Source organism: Pseudoalteromonas sp. MTN2-4 (assembly GCF_042848605.1).
In the GTDB taxonomy this organism is placed as follows: Bacteria; Pseudomonadota; Gammaproteobacteria; order Enterobacterales; family Alteromonadaceae; genus Pseudoalteromonas.
This window is the reverse complement of sequence record NZ_BTGK01000058.1, coordinates 1-601: the sequence shown is the minus strand read 5'-3', so window position 1 is coordinate 601 and position 601 is coordinate 1. Positions and strand designations below refer to the sequence as shown.

Genomic DNA, 601 nt, shown 5'->3' with positions numbered 1-601 from the left:
GCTAAGCGTTAGCCCTAAATCAGAGTTTGGTGAATGGAAATAATTTTTACGAAAGGAAATGCCAAGTACGGCCATTTGAAGTGTGTCAGAAATGATGGCACTTTTACTGAGACTCAAATGCCAGAGCAAGGTGTTGCTCCGCACGATATGATTCATTTTGTAGTTGAGAAATACTTTGCAATTAAAGGAGCATTTTACGGCCAATTGAAAGCGGGTGCTGATATTAGCTTCAAACTTGAACATAACGAAGTATCAAGAGAGATTGCGAATAAAATAGATGTTTGGCAAACAGAATCTATGGTTGAATCTTTACAATCATTGCTTTGGTCGGGTGAAAAGCCTGATTATGCGAGTTTTCAATACATGACTGAGCAAGCTTGTCTTAGCCGTAATATGCCAGTGCCGAAAATTGAAATTGATAACTTTGAAACAATGACAAATGTGCTTATCAGTTTGAATAATCAATGGAAGCTCCTAGAAAAAGGTCAGTATATATCTGTCGAGTTTTAGGGCTAACAAGCCGGTCAAGGGCGGACGCAAAACAGTAGGCTTGCGCTCGTTCCTCGCTATTTTAGCCTACTATTTATGCGCCGCTTACCGG

General features: G+C 40.1%; 1 protein-coding gene. It reads left to right on the top strand.

Features of this window, described 5'->3' with window-relative positions:
- Positions 1-33: 33 nt before the first annotated feature.
- A complete protein-coding gene (locus ACGHEH_RS21705; RefSeq protein WP_138569042.1) occupies positions 34-510 on the top strand; it encodes a cytoplasmic protein in 477 nt (158 codons plus the stop codon).
- Positions 511-601: the final 91 nt, after the last annotated feature.

What these genes read in the sequence shown, in the direction of transcription:
- ACGHEH_RS21705 (WP_138569042.1), top strand. Translation starts at nt 34, where the DNA reads ATGGAAATAATTTTTACGAAAGGAAATGCCAAGTACGGCCATTTGAAG.